1 protein-coding gene is annotated in these 871 nt (G+C 53.4%); it reads left to right on the forward strand.

What is annotated here, in order from left to right:
* The first annotated feature begins 121 nt into the window (after positions 1-121).
* Positions 122-568, forward strand: a complete 447-nt coding sequence (locus ACK4TH_RS12405; RefSeq protein ID WP_409626895.1) for a methyl-accepting chemotaxis protein — start codon at positions 122-124, stop codon at positions 566-568.
* The last annotated feature ends 303 nt before the right edge of the window (positions 569-871 follow it).

An 871-nucleotide genomic window follows, 5' to 3' on the forward strand; every position in this document is an offset into this window, starting at 1 on the left:
AACGGGTTCCCATGAGGCGGTGGCAGGGTCACGTGCAAGGCAGATCAGGGGTGTTGCACTTGATTATTGACTCCGCCTTCAGGTCATCGATGGAATAGCTTTTCAAACCAATATTCTCGCACTGAACGCCGCCGTCGAAGCGGCCCGAGCCGGAGAAGCCGGTCGCGGTTTCGCCGTCGTTGCCAGTGAGGTTCGCGCTCTGGCGCAGCGCAGTGCTCAGGCCGCAAGGGAGATCAAGCAACTTATTTCGAACAGCGTAGATACCACTGCACGAGGAGCCCAACAGGTTGTCGAAGCAGGCGGCAACATTGAGCAGGTTGTGCAAAAGATTGAGAACGTGGTGGCAATGATTCAAAAAATCATTACCATCAGCCAAGAGCAGCTGAATAGTATTGAATACGTTACATCTGAGATTGACCGAATAGATGACAGCGCTCAGCAAAATCGGGCCATGGTCGGTGGTATCACGGTAACCTCAGATCAATTGCGCAGTCAGGCTGCCGATTTGATTCAGGCCATCAGCTATTTCCGAATTCCATCGGAAGTTCCAGCTTTAGAGAAGGGCTGATCAATCCCGCCTCCGACCTTGGGGCGGATTGGGTTGACTCTGACCTATCCCAATTTTTTGTACCACTGGTTTGGAGCATTTCCGCGGGTAGACGGATTTGACCGCTGAGTTTTCGGGGTCATGCGGGCTGCGTCGTCAGCTTGCTGGCGATGCAGCGAGGCAAACCTTGCTGGCGGTATGAGACCGCAACTGGCATGCGGACGGACAATGTAGAAGTCGACTCGCTAGAGCCTGTCAGGAATTTTGTGTTTGAGGCATAGCATGTTGGAAAGGAGCATCTATGCCAAGCAAGAAGAAGCCGGC

This window comes from Tepidimonas sp. (assembly GCF_046292505.1).
GTDB lineage: Bacteria > Pseudomonadota > Gammaproteobacteria > Burkholderiales > Burkholderiaceae_C > Tepidimonas.